Source organism: Paenibacillus sp. FSL R5-0517 (genome assembly GCF_037974355.1).
Taxonomy (GTDB): domain Bacteria; phylum Bacillota; class Bacilli; order Paenibacillales; family Paenibacillaceae; genus Paenibacillus.
Genome location: NZ_CP150235.1, coordinates 2,617,499 through 2,638,223, shown reverse-complemented (window position 1 = coordinate 2,638,223; position 20,725 = coordinate 2,617,499). Strand labels below are relative to the sequence as shown.

At 36.9% G+C, this 20,725-nt stretch carries 30 protein-coding genes and 1 pseudogene; all 31 read right to left on the bottom strand.

Annotation, left to right across the window (positions count from 1 at the left end; translation table 11 throughout):
• The 31 genes and pseudogenes from MKX40_RS12030 to MKX40_RS11880 all read right to left on the bottom strand — a co-directional run bounded on the left by MKX40_RS12030 (position 1) and on the right by MKX40_RS11880 (position 20,673).
• Positions 1-795: an AAC(3) family N-acetyltransferase gene (locus MKX40_RS12030; protein WP_339241793.1), complete on the bottom strand. Its 795-nt coding sequence runs from the start codon at positions 793-795 to the stop codon at positions 1-3.
• A 54-nt stretch (positions 796-849) separates the two neighbouring features.
• On the bottom strand, positions 850-1,389 hold the full coding sequence (locus MKX40_RS12025) for an AAA family ATPase (protein ID WP_339241791.1): 540 nt from the start codon (positions 1,387-1,389) through the stop codon (positions 850-852).
• Between the two features lie 54 nt (positions 1,390-1,443).
• Positions 1,444-1,926, bottom strand: coding sequence for a DinB family protein (locus MKX40_RS12020; RefSeq protein WP_339241790.1), 483 nt, complete (start codon positions 1,924-1,926; stop codon positions 1,444-1,446).
• On the bottom strand, positions 1,926-2,651 hold the full coding sequence (locus MKX40_RS12015) for a metallophosphoesterase family protein (RefSeq protein ID WP_339241788.1): 726 nt from the start codon (positions 2,649-2,651) through the stop codon (positions 1,926-1,928). The genes MKX40_RS12020 and MKX40_RS12015 overlap by 1 nt, the downstream gene beginning before the upstream one ends.
• A 34-nt stretch (positions 2,652-2,685) precedes the next feature.
• Positions 2,686-3,342 carry a DUF4367 domain-containing protein gene (locus tag MKX40_RS12010; protein ID WP_339241786.1) on the bottom strand — a complete coding sequence of 219 codons (657 nt, stop codon included), beginning with the start codon at positions 3,340-3,342 and terminating at the stop codon, positions 2,686-2,688.
• 54 nt (positions 3,343-3,396) lie between these two features.
• Entirely contained in the window at positions 3,397-3,936 is a 540-nt protein-coding gene (locus tag MKX40_RS12005; protein ID WP_339241785.1) for a helicase, read from the bottom strand.
• Between the two features lie 52 nt (positions 3,937-3,988).
• Positions 3,989-4,384: a VOC family protein gene (locus tag MKX40_RS12000; RefSeq protein WP_339241784.1), complete on the bottom strand. Its 396-nt coding sequence runs from the start codon at positions 4,382-4,384 to the stop codon at positions 3,989-3,991.
• Positions 4,385-4,418: 34 nt separating this feature from the next.
• Positions 4,419-4,946, bottom strand: coding sequence for a YfiT family bacillithiol transferase (locus MKX40_RS11995; RefSeq protein ID WP_339241783.1), 528 nt, complete (start codon positions 4,944-4,946; stop codon positions 4,419-4,421).
• Positions 4,947-5,233: 287 nt separating this feature from the next.
• Entirely contained in the window at positions 5,234-5,635 is a 402-nt protein-coding gene (locus tag MKX40_RS11990; RefSeq protein WP_339241781.1) for an NUDIX hydrolase, read from the bottom strand.
• A gap of 1 nt (position 5,636) precedes the next feature.
• Positions 5,637-6,077, bottom strand: coding sequence for a GNAT family protein (locus MKX40_RS11985; protein ID WP_339241780.1), 441 nt, complete (start codon positions 6,075-6,077; stop codon positions 5,637-5,639).
• A 3-nt stretch (positions 6,078-6,080) separates the two neighbouring features.
• Positions 6,081-6,404 carry a hypothetical protein gene (locus MKX40_RS11980; RefSeq protein ID WP_339241778.1) on the bottom strand — a complete coding sequence of 108 codons (324 nt, stop codon included), beginning with the start codon at positions 6,402-6,404 and terminating at the stop codon, positions 6,081-6,083.
• 158 nt (positions 6,405-6,562) lie between these two features.
• Positions 6,563-7,138 (bottom strand): dihydrofolate reductase family protein, encoded by a 576-nt coding sequence (locus tag MKX40_RS11975; RefSeq protein ID WP_339241776.1) that lies wholly within the window; start codon positions 7,136-7,138, stop codon positions 6,563-6,565.
• Between the two features lie 237 nt (positions 7,139-7,375).
• Entirely contained in the window at positions 7,376-8,167 is a 792-nt protein-coding gene (locus MKX40_RS11970; protein ID WP_339241774.1) for an HAD family hydrolase, read from the bottom strand.
• A 197-nt stretch (positions 8,168-8,364) separates the two neighbouring features.
• Positions 8,365-8,907 (bottom strand): GrpB family protein, encoded by a 543-nt coding sequence (locus MKX40_RS11965; protein ID WP_339241773.1) that lies wholly within the window; start codon positions 8,905-8,907, stop codon positions 8,365-8,367.
• 163 nt (positions 8,908-9,070) lie between these two features.
• A complete protein-coding gene (locus tag MKX40_RS11960) occupies positions 9,071-9,871 on the bottom strand; it encodes an inositol monophosphatase family protein (RefSeq protein WP_339241772.1) in 801 nt (266 codons plus the stop codon).
• Between the two features lie 10 nt (positions 9,872-9,881).
• A complete protein-coding gene (locus MKX40_RS11955) occupies positions 9,882-10,058 on the bottom strand; it encodes a hypothetical protein (protein WP_339241770.1) in 177 nt (58 codons plus the stop codon).
• 209 nt (positions 10,059-10,267) lie between these two features.
• Positions 10,268-10,759 carry a hypothetical protein gene (locus MKX40_RS11950; protein ID WP_339241769.1) on the bottom strand — a complete coding sequence of 164 codons (492 nt, stop codon included), beginning with the start codon at positions 10,757-10,759 and terminating at the stop codon, positions 10,268-10,270.
• 197 nt (positions 10,760-10,956) lie between these two features.
• A pseudogene (locus MKX40_RS11945) lies at positions 10,957-11,723 on the bottom strand (nucleotidyltransferase domain-containing protein).
• Between the two features lie 48 nt (positions 11,724-11,771).
• Positions 11,772-12,218, bottom strand: a complete 447-nt coding sequence (locus tag MKX40_RS11940; protein ID WP_339241767.1) for a hypothetical protein — start codon at positions 12,216-12,218, stop codon at positions 11,772-11,774.
• 160 nt (positions 12,219-12,378) lie between these two features.
• Positions 12,379-12,756, bottom strand: coding sequence for a DUF6547 family protein (locus MKX40_RS11935; protein ID WP_339241766.1), 378 nt, complete (start codon positions 12,754-12,756; stop codon positions 12,379-12,381).
• A 44-nt stretch (positions 12,757-12,800) separates the two neighbouring features.
• Positions 12,801-13,412, bottom strand: coding sequence for a Type 1 glutamine amidotransferase-like domain-containing protein (locus MKX40_RS11930; protein WP_339241764.1), 612 nt, complete (start codon positions 13,410-13,412; stop codon positions 12,801-12,803).
• A 38-nt stretch (positions 13,413-13,450) separates the two neighbouring features.
• Entirely contained in the window at positions 13,451-13,948 is a 498-nt protein-coding gene (locus tag MKX40_RS11925; protein WP_339241762.1) for a hypothetical protein, read from the bottom strand.
• 356 nt (positions 13,949-14,304) lie between these two features.
• Positions 14,305-14,937, bottom strand: coding sequence for a pyridoxamine 5'-phosphate oxidase family protein (locus MKX40_RS11920; protein ID WP_339241760.1), 633 nt, complete (start codon positions 14,935-14,937; stop codon positions 14,305-14,307).
• 152 nt (positions 14,938-15,089) lie between these two features.
• A complete protein-coding gene (locus MKX40_RS11915; protein ID WP_339241758.1) occupies positions 15,090-15,554 on the bottom strand; it encodes a hypothetical protein in 465 nt (154 codons plus the stop codon).
• A gap of 192 nt (positions 15,555-15,746) precedes the next feature.
• Positions 15,747-15,902, bottom strand: coding sequence for a hypothetical protein (locus MKX40_RS11910; RefSeq protein WP_339241757.1), 156 nt, complete (start codon positions 15,900-15,902; stop codon positions 15,747-15,749).
• Between the two features lie 195 nt (positions 15,903-16,097).
• Positions 16,098-16,475 (bottom strand): hypothetical protein, encoded by a 378-nt coding sequence (locus tag MKX40_RS11905; protein WP_339241756.1) that lies wholly within the window; start codon positions 16,473-16,475, stop codon positions 16,098-16,100.
• A gap of 141 nt (positions 16,476-16,616) precedes the next feature.
• Positions 16,617-17,168 (bottom strand): hypothetical protein, encoded by a 552-nt coding sequence (locus MKX40_RS11900; protein WP_339241754.1) that lies wholly within the window; start codon positions 17,166-17,168, stop codon positions 16,617-16,619.
• Between the two features lie 80 nt (positions 17,169-17,248).
• Positions 17,249-17,953: an HAD family hydrolase gene (locus MKX40_RS11895; protein WP_339241752.1), complete on the bottom strand. Its 705-nt coding sequence runs from the start codon at positions 17,951-17,953 to the stop codon at positions 17,249-17,251.
• A 627-nt stretch (positions 17,954-18,580) separates the two neighbouring features.
• Positions 18,581-19,075, bottom strand: coding sequence for a GNAT family N-acetyltransferase (locus MKX40_RS11890; protein WP_339241750.1), 495 nt, complete (start codon positions 19,073-19,075; stop codon positions 18,581-18,583).
• A 259-nt stretch (positions 19,076-19,334) separates the two neighbouring features.
• A complete protein-coding gene (locus tag MKX40_RS11885) occupies positions 19,335-19,844 on the bottom strand; it encodes a GNAT family N-acetyltransferase (RefSeq protein ID WP_192132259.1) in 510 nt (169 codons plus the stop codon).
• A gap of 256 nt (positions 19,845-20,100) precedes the next feature.
• Positions 20,101-20,673 carry an SAM-dependent methyltransferase gene (locus MKX40_RS11880; RefSeq protein WP_339241748.1) on the bottom strand — a complete coding sequence of 191 codons (573 nt, stop codon included), beginning with the start codon at positions 20,671-20,673 and terminating at the stop codon, positions 20,101-20,103.
• Between the last annotated feature and the right edge of the window lie 52 nt (positions 20,674-20,725).

Below are 20,725 nucleotides of genomic sequence, written 5' to 3'. Positions count from 1 at the left end.
TTACTCTATAGGTTCTCTTCGGTTCCGATTCATCCATCCCAAAGCATAATCAACCATTTCTCTCTGGGGTATCAAATAACTCACAGCTTTCCCTACCATTCCTTCGGTAACAGCATTAGTCTGGATCTTAAACTCATTAAAAATCAATTCAAAATCATCTGATTCATTGTTAATATCATCGTATGTAGTCCATTGTTCAATTCCATTCAACAGCATTTTTACTCCCCAGACTTTTGGCTTAACAAATGTATTCTGCTGTTTATACTCGGCCAGGTGCAAAGAAGTGTTACTATTTGTAGGTGCACCAAGTAACAGAATATGTCCACTCAAATTATAGATTTTTCCTAACGGTGATTCCTCATTTAATGCATAATGCAAGTTATGATTTTCCGTTATCTGTTTTGCCTCATTCCCGCGGGCAGCAAAAGACATGTGCGGATGTGAGCTTCGTAACACACCATTTTGCTTCCGAAACACCTCAGGAATGATACCCATATACGAGGTTGGTGTTAGATCAGGATAATAAGTAGGCATATTGTCTTTGATGAAATCAACCTCCTCTGAGGACAGCTTCGCGTCATGCTCTGAAGGTTCACAAAGATGTTCTGATTGAGTCGGCATGACAACGGTTCCATTGGTTCCAACAGCTTCTTCCAAAGCTAAAATAACACTTACCGGTCCGCCTATAACATTCCCAATTGCTTTAAAGGAGGAATGCACAATTATCGTCATACCCTCCCTTATCCCCATTGACTTTAAATCATTAACTATAGTCTTTTTTGTTTGTAATTCCATTGTGATTCCTCATTTCACCCGTATCGATTCCACTACAGCCTTGTAATAGCATCTTTACATATTTTTCAATGGTTCATGATGGGACTTGAACAACGCTGCAATAATCTTCTCTGCACATTCTTCCGGTGTGTTCATACTTGTATCAATGGAGTACCTGTAGTTAATGTTTTTGGCCATGATCTGATGCTGCTCATCCGATTGCTCTTCTCTGCGATCCCCACGTTCGATGTTCCGCTGACGGCAGATGTCGAGGGGGCAATATAACTCCACAATATTTAGTGGATAGCCTTCAAATATCTGTTTGACTTGTTCATAATGCGGCGCGAGCTCCGGTCTTTCCACAAGTATGCCATCGATCAGAACATGCTTGCCATGGTCTGAGAATACTTTTGCCGTATGATACATCATTACAATCGCTTCACTCAGATACTTCCAGTAATCCGTCTGAAGATGTTTATCACCGATCGTATTTTCAAAAAGATCATTAGCGACAACATAGAAAAACGGATCATCGTATGATTGCATCGCCTCTACAATTGAAGTTTTACCAGAGCTGGTTACACCGTTCAAAAATATAATTTTGCCTTTTTCCATGATAGTCATCTTCCTTTGCTTAAGTATAATTTTATAAATGTAATACAGCGTGTATTACGTGTGTTTCATTGATTTTTTGAGCAGCATGATCTGACCAATATGATAGGCATTATGAATACATAGATTCGATACAACTCCCCACCATGGCGCGTTAAAATAGGAAGGGATTTCACGGGTCAGTTTATGTTCTTCGCTATCTTCGAGTGCCCTGTTCCAATCACCAAAGACGGTTTTCAGTCTATGTAATGTCTTGCGCCACTCCGCATCGTTCAGGTTAGACGGATCTATGTCAAATGTATCCTCATTATTCACTGAATGCTGCCCGTCGACCTGTTCGGCAATATATCTCTCAAGCCACCTCTCATTCCAGAAAATAAGATGATTGACGATCGCCCAAATGGAATGCTCTCCCTCATTCTTTGAATAAGTGGCCTCCGCCGCATTGAGGTCTGTCAACATATCATGAAGCGGAATAAACCAGCTCTTGTCATGATAACAGGCGTTCATTTGGTCTATGAGAATAGCTTTGTAACTCATCACTTCACCTCATTCAGATTAAACTTTGAATCAGCAGTTGTGTAAGAACCATTTTCGTGAATTAAAGCATTTAATTGCATTCCATAGGCACATCCACCATCAATGCCTATTTTATCTTCACCAAACCAAACATCCGAAGTTTCATGAATGTCTATTGTCCTTGTGTGACCAAAGATGATCTTTTGGTGTAGATTTGTGAACGTATGATCAATAAATTTATCTTTGATATACATAAAATCATGCTCTGGTTGATTCCTCCATTCTATGTAATCAGGGTTTAATCCGGCATGAACGTAAATATGTGTCTCATCCTCATGGTATAGAGGTAATTCACTCAAAAAATTAATATGATGACCATAGTCCATTTTTATTGTCTCTCTGGCTAGTTCCAACATTTCATCAGAAATTGCGCCTTCAATATTACAATAGCTCTGAAGTGTTTGAAGCCCTCCATGTTCAATAAACTTGGCTTTAATTAATGAACTTCCCTCAATTATAAAATCAACGAATCGTTGATCGTGATTGCCTCTTAATGCGATCGCATGATGTTCTTTTACTAATTGGATAACCTCTTTGACCACTTCTTTACTATTAGGACCTCGATCCACATAGTCACCAAGCAAAATTAGTTGATCATATTTCGAATTGTAATTGATATCATGCAATAACTGATTAATTGGATCAATGCAGCCATGGATATCGCTAACCATTATCGTCCGATTCATAGAAACTCCTTTTAGAGCAGCTTTAATATAAAATTTATCCGTTCATTGATTTCGCAATCTTCATCACAAGATCTTCTGACATATTTCTTCCATTGATCTCGTATTGTAATGCCTTCCCCTGCACATCCTCTTCGATCCATATCAATTGGGAAGTTTCGTTATTGACAATAAAAAATGCTTGGACGCCACGTATGGCTGCTTGTTTAACCGTAGCACCACCATGATCAGGCAATGCGATTCGGCTCTTTGTAGTCCCGAAAATATTAAGTGTATAACCACCGTATTCTTGATACGTGATGCTGATGCCCACAACCCTCTTATTGGGTTTCAAATCTCGTATCACTACATTGGTGCCCGACCTGTTACTTTCCTCAACCATTTCTTCAATTTCTTGCGGAGTTAGATTATCAAATCCATAAAATACATGAATGGCATCGATATCAGAATCAATCGGAAATTTCGGCTGCCATGGAGAATAAAGTTTCTGCAATTGTTCCAACCCGTCTTCCCATGGAATGGCTGCATAATTGGTCTGTTGCGTGAATTGGTTCTCTGAAGCATCTGCGGTATAAATCGCCTTCCCCTCACCAGGCTTTAAGTCAATGACGATCCGGTCAATCGCACGATCTTTGCGTAAGGATTCAATTTGAATTTTTCCAAGCACATCTCCGCTTTTGTTTTTGATATCCATTGGTCTTTCACTCCTTTTCTTTCAAAATACCTTTCGATCTTCACACAATAGAAGCTAAGCGCGACAGAAGATAAAGCAATCATGAGGACTCCAAATATGCAAATGGTCCGCAAGATATCCTCGTAACCATAACTTGTCGTTTATTCGTCTGAGATAAAAACCTTTTGGAAAATCTATATCCTCCGTAAGGGCTTCAGAGGCTATGGTAAGGGAGCCAGACGGAGCCTTTTTCTCCTCTGAAATGTTGGTAGAACCTATCTCGGGCTGATCCAAATATTGCAGTCTTAGATAAGGTCCTAACTCAACCGGACAAGATTCCAATCCAAGTTCATTTGCTATTCGAAATAACTGGAGAGTTGTAGCACCCTCCGAAAATCCAAGTTGTCTGACGGTCAACTCAACCGTTTGCAAGCTTTGCTTTACACTCGAAACTATAAATCTCTCATCATGTAACAACTGTTCTCCATATTTATTCAATAAAATAGAGTGTTGGTCCAGTTTCTGAATAAGCTGTGGCTTTGTTAAGCCGCCAACTTCTACTATTCTTATTTCAACTGAACAGTCAGGATATATTTTCTCGTCTTCAATCAACATTCGTATCCCCCAAATCCCTCGGTTAATGATAGCAGCTGACCAAAGTTCCTCATTAAAAATTCAATTCACAATCATGGTGTTCCCACACATCAAATAAGTTGCCGTCCAGATCTTCTAACACAAAAAACTTCCCATAGTGTCCCTCATCACTAATAGCCCCTACTTTCACATTCTCTGATGTTAGATAGTTATGTAAAGAACCGATGTCATCAGTGAAAAATGTAATGACCCATCTCTTTTTCTGATGCACTTCAAATGTCGCTCGTGTTACATGATCGCTTTGGATCAAATCCAATATTGGGCGACTCCCCCGAAATAAACTCAAATATCCTTCGCGTTGGTGGCGAATGTTAAATGCAAAATGTTTTACAAACCAAGCGGCTGATACATCAAGGTCTTTCACTGGAATTACATTATATGCTATGCCCAGAATCCTTCCATTCCCCATATATTACCTCCACACTTGAGATATGTATAAGACCCTACCACCCTTGCGATGTTATACAAGATTTAATTTGAGCAATATGATGCTGCCCGTGCCATACAAATCTTTGAATCGCGATATCCAGTGTAATTGTACCTAACACTTCTGTTCCGAGTTTTCGTCTAAACTGATCCCGATGTAAACCATACAGTAGAGCGAGAAATCGCTTGTCCAGTATCTCCATCAGCAAAATTGATTCTTCGATGGGCATACTCTTGTAATCATGTAATGATGCCCATAAATCCTCTCGATACGAGCTTGCCATCGGTTCCTCTTCAGTTAATGCTCTCTTGAACCTGATATAAGCGTTCATATCATTGTCCGCAAGGTGGTGCACAATCTGTGTGATTGTCCAACCGCCTTCACGATAAGGAGTACAGAGTTGATCATCATTGAGATGTTGTGTAATCTCTTTTAAGGTCTTCGTAATTCCGGGAATTTGACCTATAATGTGAATTCGGTCCTCATTAGAGAAGTTAAGACTTGGCTCAAAGTGTCCTATCGGAAAGCGTATATTTTCATCCAAAGTTGAGTACCTCCAATTTCCTACTATAGAACCAAATCATATCCAATATAACCCACAATGTTCCATTTGCGAAGTGTAAAAGCGAAAAAGAAGCAACCTTTATTATCAGGCTGCTTCTTCTATTGAACTCTGTATGCTAATTAGAAAACTAGCACAATTAAACCTAAGTCAAACGAAGGTACAATTATATAAAAATCGCCCCAATATTCGGTAGAATGGTGTTGTTCGGAGCATCACCAACCAAGAGAGGAGCCACTATAAGATAGAGTCTACTATAATGAGTGCCCTTATTCTGAAAATTCAATCAAAAATGGATGGCTTTTCTCATCTAATGCATTATGAATTCTGTCATAGAAATTTCCCCATGTTATCATTTGCCCAGCTTCTTCTAAAGTAAAGTAACCCACCTCTTCACTTTCATCACTCGTAGTTAAAGCTCCACCAATCGGTTTTCCAGTAAATATATTGTTGCATACGCCGCGCGTTATGTTTTGATACAAACCACAAAATTTAATTAATTCAATTTCAATCCCTGTCTCCTCTTTCACTTCGCGAACTGCTGCCTGCCTAATAGTCTCTCCTTCTTCAACACAACCTTGAGGCATTTCCCAGCCTCTTCGACCTTTCATGAGTAAAATCTCATTATGTTCATTGAGAACGATTACACTAGCAGACACGATAAATTTCATTCTAATTCCTCCTATCAAATTCATCTTTTAAAATACTCATACAAATAACATCCCAATATTTACCTTTCTTATATATCTTATTTCTATATCTCCCTTCTTCCTTAAACCCACATTTAACATAACTTTTATATGCTCTCTCGTTATATTCGTATACCTCAAGCTCTAACCTATTTAAGTTTAATTCCTCGAAGACAAATTTCTGTAGTACTTTTATTGCTTCACTACCATAACCTTTTCCCAATTGATCTTTTTTCCCTATAACGATAGCCAAATATGCAAATCGATTCTTCCAATCTATCCTATATAGATCTATTTGACCCAAATATTCGAGTGATTCTCTAAACGCTATAATAAAACTTCTATTACTCGACTTACCTTCAACCATTGTTCTAAAAAAGGACTCCGTCTCATTCCTCGAATGAGGATATAAAAATTGATCCATGATTTAAAAAGCCCATCGATGCTCCTCTGGCAAACACTCATCACAAAGCAATTGCCCTTCAATAACTGCTCCATTATTAAGTTCATCCATATGATTTAGTTTTTCTCTATCAGTTGCCCATGAATTACATTTTGCACACCTTCCGCAATTCATTACTTCTGGATCGAGATACACAGAGGAACTACTCACCCATTGTAATTTCAGATCTTTCCTTATTGTAATTTCGTTCTCTAGTACAGGAGTCAAATCCCCATCGATTTCTTTATATTCATCGTCAGTTAAGTCAATTAGATAAGCTATATTTACAAGATATGTCTTCTTATTCATTACTTTCGTCCTTTGATTTTCATGGTTGATACGTTTCTTTGCCTTTGGCATAACGTTGTGCATTCAACAACGTTATGCCAAAGGCTGCGTTTTTAACTATCGGTTTGTAGTAAGCCCCGTCGACTGATTTGGTGATCCAAACTACTTCACGAGGCTAGTCATCTAACCGCCTGGTAGCAGAGACCAATAGCTCCCGACTTGAAAGTTTTATTTTCAATAAGCTTAAGATTGGTCTTCTCTTGGAGTCCTTGAAACAATGGCAACCCGCTACCGATCAGGACAGGAGACACTGTGATTTTGTACTCATCGATTAGATCAAGACCCATCATGTGATGCGCAAACCTGGGACTGCCGAGGATAACCATATCCTTGCCTGGCTGCTGTTTGAGGTTCCTAATCTCTTCCTCGACATCTTCTTTCACCAGTCTGGAATTGTTCCATTCCACTTTCTCCAGCGTTGTGGAAAATACGATTTTGGCTGTCTTTTCGATCCATTCAGCATGATTCCGTTCATACGGTGAAGCTGATGGGTCTGAAGACACAGATGGCCAGTAACTATGCATCATCTGATAAGTTCCACGTCCCCAAAGGACAGTGTCAGCAGTACTCAAAACTTCTTGCGCGTGTTTCTCCAAATCAGCATCGTAGGAAACCCAGCCAATGTCCATTTCACCGTTCGATCCTTCTACAAACCCATCAAGTGAAGCGTGCAGAAATAAAACGAGTTTTCTCATTTTCAATTCTCCTTTTTAAATATAATGTAATGTATTTATTACAAGATACCATGTTTTTTATTCTGACACCGATTCTTGTACTGAGCTCATCTAACGTTCCTATATTCACGACCCGAGCCGACTTAGGTAGCTCTTATCTTAGGGGATAGTTATATAAATCTCCTTCATCTTCAATATACTTCTACCAGATCAAGAGCCAATGACTTGTAGTGCGAATGTTGTGTTAGATGATGAAATCTAGAGTTTCTGTTTCCCACACAATCCTTCTAAGATTATTGCTACTCCATCGTTATCATTAGTTTCTGTTATTTCATCTGCAATATCTTTCAATTCAACTACTGCATTCCCCATTGCTATTGAATATGCAGCTGACTTGAACAATCCTACATCATTGTGATCATCACCAAATACAATCAATGAATCCAGTTCTTCATTGTATATATTGCAAAGTCTAGTAATTGCTAACTCTTTCGATGCTTGAAGTGGCATTATTTGAATCAGTTGATTTTTATCCGTAATCAGTATATTTACTTGCTGTCCAAACTTAGAAATAAGTCCTGGAATCTGATGTTTGCCTGAGAGCAATATCTTCGTAGCTTCATATTGTTTTAATTCTCTCAATGATTTAACTATTGGGTTAGACCTTGCATTCATTGTGGTAGTATAGTTATATTGTCGTAAGCCAAACCATTCATCTTTTACTTCCATTGTCAGATCGAGTTGCGGATAATGATGTAAGCAATAATCGATGATTTCGGAAGTTAAATCAGATGGAATTGATTCATAAAATTTGGTCATGGATTTATTACATATTGTTTGTGCTCCGTTATAATACACAAACGCTCCAATATCCAACAACTCTTTAGGAAGAAAAAACTTTACAGCTCTAGGAGGGCGTGCTGTTGCAAAGATTATTCTCATCCCCCTCTGATAACAGGAAAGTACGGCTTCAAAGTTTCTTTCAGAGACTTGGTTTTTAGAATTTAAAAATGTACCGTCCAAATCTAAAACAACTGTAGAATACTTCAATGAAATGCCTCCTCATAATTCATCGGGTTTTCATCTAATGTTTGTGCATTTCCTGAGGTTCAAGCGTCAAGCGGCTTAAATTAGGTCGATAGACTTAGCCCGTTGAATGTATCGCCTTATACCGATTTCTTTGAACTTCTTATAAATGATCCAGGGCAAATGCAAAGTGTTTTTTATACCCATGACCCATGAACTACCTACAAATTCTTTCCACATTCATTAAGTACTTTATTTACAAATTCGGTCTTCCCAGCCGTATAAGACTGACGATTTTCTCTATATTTAATAGCAAGTTCTTGCTTTAGATTGGCATATTCGACTACATATTCGGAATTGCTAATTAATGCATCTCTGAATGAAATATGTCTTAATAACTCTTTGCTCTCTTTATTACAAACATATAGATGATGTTCAGGTTTCTTTATTTTCACTATACTATAGGGAACATTTGCATCTTTCCTTGCAAAAGCTTCTCTGTTCTCAACGCCCAAATTTCCTTCATGATCGTAACCTAAACTTTCTAATCCTTGAATTACATCTGGGAGTAAAGCCATAGAATCAATTACCACATCAATATCTAAAATAGGTTTTGCCGCTAGTCCAGGTACTGCAGTACTACCAACGTGCTCGATTCTAAGTACTAGATCCCCGAGTTTATGTTCTAAGATAGATTTCAGATCAAAAAACATTTCAGGCCATTCATTGTTGTATTCTTCAATAATTATTGACTTTATACGCATCCTTGAGATCCCCCCGCAATAAATAAAGTATTTACGAATGTTTCCGATAACATTTCTGTATCAACAACATAGTAATGACTTAGGTGACCAATGGGAGCGAGCATGATTACGTCGGTACGGATGTGTCTGCTTAATTCTCTTCCCTGCCTATTGCTTCTCGGTATTAACTCAATCCTTCCCTTACAATTTGCAATAATTCTTCTTTGTGGTCTGGGTGACATGCAATTAAATAAGGTTCTTCTTTCATTCCATTAAACTTATTTCCTTCAAGATCTATAACAAGTCCCCCCGCTTCCTTGACCATTAAGATACCTGAGTACAAGTCATCACCTTCAGAATTGTACAGAACAATTCCATCAATATCTCCTTTGGCCAACATACACCATTGAAGCGTTGGAGCCCATAATCTTAACATTCGCTTGAATCTGATATCAATGTATTGTCTTAGTTTTACTGCTAGTGGGTCGTTTTGTACTCTGTGACCTTGGATCCAACCTATATTTCCTTTGAGCATATTCGGGTTACTCTTCAATTGTATTCGTCGATTATTACAGCTTGTCCCTTCACCAATAACAGATACAAATAAACGTTCTGTTAGAGGTTCATAGACTACTCCAAGAACAGGCTCTCTTTTATACATTAAGGTAATGGATATCGAAAAAACAGGTAAACCAATTGCAAAATTATTAGTTCCATCTAAAGGATCAATTAACCATAACCAATCGTGCTCAATTCCGATAAGCCCTGCCTCTTCACTGTGTATCTGATGATCTGGAAATACGTTCTGTATTTGTTTGATCATGATTTCTTCACAGATATGATCAACTTCAGTAACTACATCCCCAAATTCATCTTTAGATCTCAGTTCAATAAAGTTATCAAACTTCTCCTTAGAGATTAAACCTGCTTCGCGAATAATTGTTATTGCAATCTCTTTTGCGGTTTGAATAATCTTACGATCCATTATGCACCCCTTATTGATTTTGATTTTTCTCTTTGAATTCACCCATAACTTCTGCTGGAACGAGGGTAGCCCGATGAATGAACATTTTTTCAGGATCATAAATCATACTATTAGGTATTAAAGGCTGCAGCTTTTGAGAAGTCGAGGTTTTGCCGGATCCAAATGATCCATTAATCATAATAATCAAATGATCACTCCTTCTGGTTTAGTTTTACGTTTTGTGCGGAGCACTAACGACGATGCGTGAACATTTGGTTAAGCAATGTCGTTGCCCTCCATGATTCCCCTTACATACTCATCCCAATCCTTACCGTCTGTATTGATTTCGATTGTTGGGACTCTTGAGATTTGAGCTTGATGTCTTAATACATTTTGGACTTTTAATAATTCATTTACCTACGATCTTACTTCTTCTTCTGTTTTATAGATCCATTCTTCGGGTTGTCTGCTTTTGATTCTTTCTTCTACGACTTCGGGCGAGATTGTAAGCAAAATACACTTGGCGTTTAAAAACTCAAGCTGTTCTTCTATTTTATTTATCTCATCCAAATCCGAATCTGCAAATGCAGCTCTATGATTTAAGTGAAACCTCTCCAGCACATAAAATAGTCCCCTAGATCCTCTAGATGCAGGACCAAGTTGAATTGCCCAATCGTTAAGTTTCTTTAGCATTTCAACCCGCTCTTTAAGTAACTCAATGTGTTCTTCTCGCGTTAGACTCACATATTCTCCATGTTTATTATTCAAAATTTGAGAATAATGTTCTCCAAGAATAACTACGCTCCGTTCTGAGGATTCTTCTTGTGATTGATAACGTTTAATCGCTTTTAATACTGAAGTCTTCCCGGCATTTGAGTACCCCTCAAGAATTACTCCTCTAATATGCATTTCATTCTCCTCTCACTAACCATTATTTTACCTAACGTTCCTGTATTCATAACGTTCAACATTAGTTGAACGGGTTAGATAAAGCGCTTCCACAAAATATGTCTAGCAGACCAAGGCTCCGTGAGGAGCCGCTGCTTGAATATTATGTTATTACGACGAAATCGCCTCTCAGAGTGAACAATATCGTCAAAATGTTGTTAGCTAGAGGAAGCCCTGGAAGCAGACATTGTATTTAAGGCGTTCTCAAAGTAGTGATATACTTCATCTGCAATTTCCAGAAACTCTTCAACAGATACATCGCTATCCAAGTAACAAGCATACAGATACTCAACTAAAGCGCCGTCAATCGAGCAATAGTTTACTATAGCATCCTTCATCTTAATGATTTCATCTTCCCATACCCCTGTATCTTCTAAAATCAAAGAGTATAATGCACGAATTAATCTTTTAGAGTAACCTTTAATATATCTAGTTTTCAATGAGTGATCACTAACATTAGAAAGTGAACGATGTATAGTTCTACTTCCTCCTTGGTATCTGTATTTAAGTCTACAATGAATTCTGGAGAAATTATGATCGGGGGTACTTTTTCACCAATGTCCTCCCCATGTAGGCAAACACAAATGATCTTAATCCAAAACCCCCAATCATTTGGTCTACTTAATACATCATCCATCGAGCAAATGATCGTATCCATCTTAGTGACGAATGGATATTCTTCCAAAAGCCTGTCTTTCATAATGGACAATCTTTCGTAATCAATATCTTCGGGATTTGCACATACAATAGTAAAGTCTGCATCTGACTTAAAAGGTTGAGCGGTTCCTTTGGGAATCGAGCCACACATATAAATGCTATGAATCTTATCTTTGAATTCGTTAAGGATATGATCCACATACTTATCAACCAAATCCTTATATTCACTTTGTATTGCAATTCTATTTATAACTTTTTCTAATATCATATAGACTCCTCCTAAAATAAGAACTTCTTTCAGCTAACGTTGTTGTATTCACTTCTCACCAATCATAAAAAACTGTTTAATCTGTTGGTTTTCCGTATTAAATGGTTGCCCCTCATCGTCTATAAACCGCACATTCTTAAAACCTGCAGCCTCCATAATTTGTACATAACAATAACTGTTTACATTCTTTGCACCTAATCCTGTCTTATGAATCATCGTATCATTGGGTATATCAAATATGATCTCTTCGTGTTCCGAAACACATGTCGCTCTATTATATTCATGTCGTACCAAGCGATATATTCCATTGCGACATGTCCATGTACGGCATTCATTATGTCGCTCATCCGTATGGTATTTAAAATAATTTTCATTCCACATCTCATAGATAAAGATACCCGTTGGCTTTAAAGCGTTGAACACTCGGTTTGTAGATGCCCCTGTTAATCCAACAGGATCAGTCCAAATCGCTACATCAATAACTCGCCTTTTCAAAAGCTCTGTTGTACTCCCTTGAATATTCAATGAAAGTATTTGAGATGTCTATACCTGTAACCTCATTACCTAATTTCAACCATACTTGATGATACCTAGATATTCCACATGCAATGTCCAGAATTTTGGTTGAATTCTCAGGAGATAATACGAAGCATCACTACTTCTCCGAATCTGGCCACGGATCTCCTTCTCTTCTACATACCCAGTCGAAATACATCTCTGAATCAAAAGGTTCCTTGGCTATTTCAATGTCATTTTTTATCAATTTCATTCCATTAAGGTTTATTTCATCATTTAAGTAGACCAGAACGTCATGTATACCACCATCTCGTGATTGTTGAATGATTTGTGCAAGTAATTGTTTTTGTTCTTCAGACAGCGAACCAAGAAATGCATTAACTTTTATATTCTCTTCTGTCTTTGGCCACCCAGTAGTCAATATCCATCTTGATAACACTCCAGGCCGAATTTTGACTAATCCATCAATAAAATCTTTATAGTTCTGAACACGGATTGAATGGTTGTCTTCTTTCATATTTTCCTCCGCACTTTTTGGAATTTCGTATAACGTTTCTGCATTCACGAACCCAGGATATATTCTTCATCTTTAAGCCTTGTCACCTTACAGTTCTCAGTGGATTCAAATTCTACTATTCTCTCTTCAATGGTTTTATTAGTACTATCTTTAAATATGTCATCTCGATCAGAGTGAGGAAAAATAAGCTTGTCAGTTACACCTAATGCCTTAAAATCCGTTAAATTCATTGTGTTCATCTGTGGAGTAAAGAAATCCACAATGTTAATATTCGGCCCCAGTAATAACGTTCCTGCACTTACTCCAACGATAATTACATTCTGTGCGGCCAGTGTTCTGATAATTTCATCAGCACCACTTTTCTTAGCGTAATACAATAATGTATATGGATTTCCACCATTGATATATATAACATCTCTATGTAGGAGAATTTGTGGATCATCAAATTCAATATCTACAAAATTGATATGCTGAAATCCCATGTCCTTAAACTCTTGCAATGCTCTTTGTGCATATCTATTAGTTTCTTTTGAAGGGGATGCTGTTGTAATAATTGAGACTTTTAATTTAGAAATATCTCCGTCAATAAACTCCAGAAATTGATTTTTAATATCTTCAGTATAAAAACCACAAGAGGTTAGTAACAATCTACTCATAGAAATCCCCGTCCTTAACTAATAGTTTATCCTACTGATTAAATTCTTATGTACGGTACATCAGAGGATATAATGTCAACAATATGATTTAATCCAGCAACTCCATAATGTTTATATGGACCTGGGTATTCATCTGATGCAAATGTCGCTAATTTAATGTAATCTAAATATCTAGATCTTTTGAAAGTTCTGAATATCTTCCCTTCAAACTCTTCATATTCATCTCTTAATGTGTAACTTTCATTGCTTATTGAAAATCCTATATAAGAATCAAATTCAATTTCAATCAGCGGAAATCTTTCATCCTCTTGGTTAATCAATGAACCACCTTCAACATCAATTAATTCAGAATAATTTTGTTCATTTGATTCTCTATGGATTCTAAAACATAAAATCAGCTTCATACCTTCTACTTCTCTATAGTCAACTAAATCAGCATGAATCAGATCTTTTAAGTGTATGTACTTCACCGAAACACCCCAGATAAATAAATTTGTCTTTTCATCCGTTTCAGATAATATTCGTTCTTTATTCAACGAGCCCGAGAACCTTAAGGTAGCTTCTAGTGCCAACCGCGACGTGGTTAGGTTCGCATTACTGTTCACCTGAGCCCGACTTCTTTGATCCACATCTACATTCTCATTTCATTGTACTCTACAAAACTGTTATTTTTCTTTATAGTCCTTTGCTGCCTCTTGAATTTCTTCATTTCTAGACCTTCCCTCCTAATACATTCACATTCATCCTCAAGTTGAACTTAGATCTCCAGAATTGTATATAACATTCCTGTATTCAGGATCCGGCGAATGCCGGATCAAGGGCAAGGACAGACAGCATCAATACGATGTTATAAAATGACGGTGCCTTCTTTGAAACTATAAACAAATATTCCTTAATAAAGTCTCTTCTCGTAACTTTCTTGTAGTCCTTTCCTGATTACTTCTACTGTAAATTCAGTTGATTTCACATGATCTGATAGTATTGTTGGAATTAACGGTAGTGTATCCCCCTCTGGCCAAGACTTGCTTTCCCATACCCCAGACCGCTTAAATGCTTTTGCACAATGAATAAAGCATTCTTCAACCTTTACTCCTATTCCTAAGGTCGGTTTTTTACCTTTTGCTTTCATAAGATCTAGAATTTTTTCATCTTTAATCACAAAAGCTTGTCCATTAATCCTCAGCGTTTCTTCTAGTCCTGGAATGATAAATATAATACCTACTCTTGGGTTCGATAAGATATTTCTTAGTGAATCAATTCTACGATTACCTGGTCTTTCTGGAATAACTAAATGCTTATCATCTATAACTATCACTGATCCAGGTGCATCTCCTCGTGGTGATACATCGCAAAATCCTTGCTCATCCGATGTAGCTAAAAATAATAAGGGTGACAAAGAAATGAAGTTTCGACAATGGATATCTAAATACTTTATTACTTTCTTCTTTACAAGTTCACTTGGATAACCTAGGAGATCTCTAATTTCATCTTCTGAAGTCAAGATTTCTTTAAAGGGATTGTTCATATGATTTCCTCAGTTCTTATTGCTTTAAATAATATTAAAACATTATTGCACAGGATTTCAGCTAACGTTCCTGTTTTCATGCCGTCCCACCGACTTAAGTGACCAACGGGAGCAACCGCGGTGCGGATATAATGTTAGATGATGTTAACAGACTACTCCGAAATTACCCACGGAACGGCCCCTTCGAATTCGATTTGTAATATTGGCTCTGGAAATCCATCACGCACTAAATTTAATTCTTTCGTAAATCCAAATCTGAAGTTATCGATTTCATATAAATCTTTGTCTAATGAAGTTATTGTTCCTGATTCATCATTTTCGTTCCATATCTCAGGTCCACTAATCAATCTACCAACTATATGAAAGAACCCACCATATAAATGGGTTCCATCTTCATTCTCACAGTATTCAGATACTTCTCCTTCTTTTCTTGGATCTATTCCTAAACTATTAAAAAAGGTTACAACATCTTTCGGAAAGAATGGAATCGCCTCAACAAAATTCTTACAATTTAAACAATCGCACCCCTCAGTAATTAAATGATAAGATTGATAGAACTCTTTAGTTTTATTAAAATCATATTCAATTATCCATTTGTGTATTCGAATCCTTTTCATGGGTTCACATCACTTTGCTCTGGTAATTTCATCTAACGTTGTTGTATTCCCGACTTTCAAGCAGCTTATCTTAGGGAACGGGTCAGTAGACGTGGCTGATTGAATGTCGCCTTAATCAACTTTCTCCGATATGCCTCTTGGGACCGCGAAGTAAGTGCGACGTTCTATGAATGTACTGTGATTATTATTTATCTATTCTTTACGGATATCTCTCACTTCATTAATTAACACATCTAATTTTTCAATAATTCTTTCATCATTTTCAAGTTTCTTTTTTAATCTCCCTTCTATAATTGCTATTCCGATAACAATAATTATAAGCAGGATCAAAATTAGCACGTTGATCAATTCCCCTCCCCCTCTAGCAACAGATCGTTGCAATTAAATTAACTCTATAATTAGAAAGAGCGCATTAGCTCGTGCAGGGTTGTCCGGCTGTCCCCACTTCCCCGAGGTGAAATGCCCCTGCCGGACCGAGAGCCGGATGGAACGATGCGTGAACATATTTTTACACAGCAGCCTCTTCTACGAACAAACTATTCGCTATCTGTTTTTTAGCTTATCCAATAAATCTACCTCCTCTTCCTCTGAAAGTTGTTCTTCCGTTCTTGTTTTTGTTTCATCTATTTTTCGTACTTTTAATCCTCTTTTGATGAGCCATTCTTCACCAGGATACATTGCAGTTGCTGGATGTGGGTATACATCCTCACTTGTAATTTCTTCATCAAGTATGTAAATGTATCCACATAACTTACCATTATGGAGTCTTGTGCCGTGCTCATCCAAAGCAACAATAGAAGGTTTGTGTGAAAAGATTCTTGCTAACTCTCGATCCTGAGTTATTGTGCTTTCAACTAGTAGTTCATTTAGAAACATTGGCGAGCCATGGAACCAAGGTTTACTGTAGTCCCATCCTTTCATAATTATCACCTTCAATTAAGTTTTATTATCTTTCTTCTTTATACTTTTTCTTTAATTTCTTCGGTTTTGACTTTTAGGGTAATGTCAATATCTTATACCGCACTACTCATTAATCTCTTTTTATATAATTCGAAAGAATATTTACTTATTGTTTTTAAAATAATCATCTACTAGCTTTATATATTTAGCATACATATTTTCGATTTGAGTATTTACCTTTATAAATTCTGGTGAAGTTTGATCTAACAGTTCTTCTTTTACTTCATCTTGCATATTTACTATGTCTTTACTAATCAGCATGACGGCGTTATTCATATCGGTTATCAATTTTGAAGCTTCTTCTTTATTTAAAGTACTTTGGCCAAGTGATAAATCGGCAAACAACGGATCATAAGCAAGTGCCAGAAGATTTTTCAAGTCTTTTGATAAGAGAGTTGAAACATTGTGAGTTGTTTGATTGACCAATAATCGATATTTACTAGCTTCTCGGAAATCATTTTTTATATAGTATTGGTCTATTGTTTTACATAAATTATAGATTTCATTGTATTCAGTAGTCAGATTTTGTACAGCATCTTTCTTTAACTCATTGATATGCTTGTATAAAAAAACATTATGCACTCCAAGAATAAGCGCTATAATACTCACAAATATAAATAAAAATTCCAATTTTCTATTTTTCAGTTTCTCCATCAATCTCCCTCCAGATATACAAAAAACTATACTTCCAAAAAAATTATTGAAATACTTTATTGCTTGTAGTGATTTAATCTTTATACAATGATACTACCTTCTTCGATTCCACTAATAATATCTCTTACTTCTTTTAGATCTCTACATATAAAGTTGGGTTCTGCAATATCTGTTTTAATCTTATTTAATCGATTTAACCAGACTGTGGCTATTCCTAAATTACCTGCTCCACCGACATCACTTATTAAAGAATCCCCGATATGTAACACCTCTTTAGGAGACAGATTGTGTCTTTCTAGGGCTTCAATAAATAATTCTGGTCTTGGTTTATATGATTTAACGTCTTCACTTGTAATTATTTCATTTACCTTTATGCCATGATAAGCTATTGCGGCTTTTACATCAGCTGTGTCAATATTCGATAAAATGTAGACTTCATATCCTTGAAGAGATTCTAGAAATGGAAATGTATCACTAAATATTTTAGGCTTAATCCAGTGATCGAATTGCTTCTGGATGATCTCATTTACATCACAGGTTGAACTATATTTAGAAATCGTCTCATATAAAGATAGGATCCCGAGTTCGCGCTGAGATTTAAATGTCTTACCATAGCTGTTTTTAAACATACTCGAAAACATCTTCCACCAGTACTTCCCTATATCACTGACTTCACATTCTTCCACACTATTTTCTTGTATTTCCTTACAGATCAATGGGATGATATCGTCATCCTCATGAACCAAGGTTCCATAAAAGTCCAAAAATATTGCTTTAATACTCATCAGCTCATCTCCTTTGGTTAAACTCTCTAAGCCTATTCTGTAGTAGTATTGTCGTGTACGTTCCTGGTTTCACGACCCAACGAATGCCGGGCCAAAGACGAATGTCCGCAACGTGAATATTATATTATGTTATGCAATGATACTGCCTTCGAAAGATATCTACAAATGAGTTTCTTTATTCAACCAATCATCAATAGATCTATGTCTCCCTAATCGAACTGTATCAAATTCATCTTTTTCTTCAGTCTCATTACTCCTAGTATTTCTAGTGACTTATTGATTGCATTATTGCTTAAGGTCTCTTCAAAAATCACTTCTCCCATTTCCCAAAAAATACCATTTTGCGACCCGACTCCACCAAAATATTCTGCTTCAACATAGGCTGTCCTACTAGACTGTGATATTTTGTAGAAGTTTCCTATTTACGTTCCTGTATTCATGACGTCTCACCGACTTAAGGTTGCGCCAGCAGCCGGTGACGTTTGCGTAGTTAATCGGTGCTGATGTGTCTGGCTGATTCTGCTTCCTCGCTGATGAATTTCCTCTCCGAATCTTCTTCTAACTTCGTGCCGGACCGGGGGGCGAATGCCCAATGCGTGAATAAGGTGTTATGTAGAGAATGACTCTTCATGGAGTTGCTGACGAAAATGTTTGAATCGGTCCTTCCCAATCATCATCTCTTATTTCCAAGTAGTTACCATTCGTATATCTTTCAATGGTCTTTCTCCAAAATGCCTGAGCTGGCGTATTTGCTTCTATCTGAGCGACCTTCCAATGACCATTGAAGTTATCAAATAATTCATAGGCAACAATCTGCCCGACTTTCATTCTTCTATACTTCTTCATAACAAAAAACTCTGCCATCCAGTATACAGTTTGATCAGATTCATTTTTCCCAGTATCTCTAACAAGAGCAAAACCAGCTAATTTATCATCTACTTTGATTAAAAATGGATATCTTCCGTCTTCTGTCCAATAATGATCTAAGTACTTGTACTCATAAAGTCCATTTGGGTTTGAATCATCATCAGGATCAAACTCACTAAAATCATATTTATATAATTCAAGAAGATTCCGTAAAATAGATTTTTGTTCGTATTCAACTTTATGAATTGTAATCATCAAAGTTTTCTCCTTTTGTAGCCTCTAGTCATATTTCAAATAACGTTATTGTATTCACGACGTCCCGCCGACTTAAGCGACCAACGGGAGCGGCCGCGAGGTGGTTAGTCGGTGCGGATGTGTCCGGATGAATCTACTTCCTCGAAAACTGAAATGCCACTCCGAATCCTCATCTAACTTCGTGCCGGACCAAGGGGAATGCCCGAGACGTGAATATATTGTTATAGGATGTCAGCAGCTTCTACGAGTACCCTAGCATCTATTCTTTCATTTGAAATACTTGAACAGGTCCATTCCAGCTTTCATTGTTTAAAATAACTTCTTCGTACTTCCCACCTGTAAACTCGTTAATTACCTTGTTCCAAAATAGATTTGCTGGCCTATTTTGTGGAGTCTGTCGTATTTCCCATATCCCTTTATAGGTATTAAAAATAAAATGGGCTACTTCTTTTCCATATCCCTTATTTCTGAATTTGCGCATTATAAAAAAATCACTAATTACATTTGTCTGAGTTGCTGTACTTGCTTTTACATACTCTTTAGGAACATCTGTTAAAACAAGTACGAAGCCAGCCAGTTCTCCATTAATTTTTAAGTAAAATGGCTTACGATAGTCATCTGTCCATTGATGATCTAGATACTTGTAAAGATAAACTCCATGATTAGTCAATTCATGTCCATCAAATTCACTTGAGTCATATCTGTAGAACTGGATCAAACTGTTTAAGATCATTTTATCTTCATATGGAACTCTCAAGATCTCTAACATGTTATTTCTCCTCTGTCTGAAATTTCTTATTTATTTTATGTATAGTTTCATATACACCTTTAGTTTTTTGATGATTTCATCTAACGTTCCCGTATTCACGACGCGAGCCGGCCTAAGATAGCTCCTATCTTAGGTCTGCTCGTGTGTCGTCAGAGTTATCTTCCATTATTATACATCGGACGACCTCAGGGGGTAATCCCCGCAGCGTGAATATTATGTTAGATGATATCTCTGCCTTCTTCGAGATACTATCCAATTATTTCTTTTTTGCATCAATAATTAACGATACAAATCCCAAATTTCCGTTCTGGTTTCGATGGTCAAATCTCTTAGACCTATAGATAAATCCATTCTCTGGATTCCAGTCTTTAAAATAAAACTCCCCATCTTCATCACAATATTCTAATAACTCTACTTCAAAGCCTGCTTCCTCAAACATAGTAGTTATAGTCTTATAATTATGTACTATCTTATGACTTGCTGCCGGGTGATCTAGTGGTCCCGGCCCACCAATCTTGACTATGTTCTGATACTCTTCATTTGGAAAATATCCATCAGGAACTGCACAACGAATATAACCTCCCGTATTCAAATACTTGTAACAAATCTTTGCAGCTTGAACTCCTTCTTCGTAAGTCAAATGCTCCCAAACGTGCTCTGATAGTATTGCTTCAATTCTACGATCTTTGAAACTTTGTTCCCAATCTTCAAATCTTAGTAAATCCAGTTCATCCTCTTGTGTTTGTATCCATCCTTCATAGTTCTGCGATGAAGCACCTATAATGATTTTAATTGGTTCTGTTAATGCTAAATGAGAAATATTTATCATAGATTCTTACCCTCTCTACTTAGAATTACTTAAAATAGATATTGCAGAGATT